Genomic DNA, 243 nt, shown 5'->3' on the forward strand with positions numbered 1-243 from the left:
TCATCTCCGTGCACACGCCCAGCAAACGCGTGAAGACAATGCCCGTGCTCTGGAGCAACAGTACAACCGGCAGGCGGAGTACGCCGCCCGATATGTTGACCGCTACCCGCAGGCTACAACGAACGCCTATCTGACCCGTAAGGGTGTGGAGGCTGCGCCGGGTATAAGAATCAACGATAAGCAAGAACTTGTGATCCCCTTCAGCAATGCGCATGGCGACATACGCTCTTACCAGCGTATTCC

Annotated in this window: 1 protein-coding gene; it reads left to right on the plus strand. The window is 56.8% G+C overall.

Annotated elements, in window-relative coordinates; translation table 11 throughout:
• Positions 1–243, plus strand: a 243-nt coding sequence (locus RTW80_RS30480) for a hypothetical protein (RefSeq protein ID WP_312721977.1), incomplete at both ends; no start/stop codon positions are given.

The sequence above is a fragment of the Escherichia sp. AM3 genome, assembly GCF_032029835.1.
In the GTDB taxonomy this organism is placed as follows: domain Bacteria; phylum Pseudomonadota; class Gammaproteobacteria; order Enterobacterales; family Enterobacteriaceae; genus Escherichia; species Escherichia coli.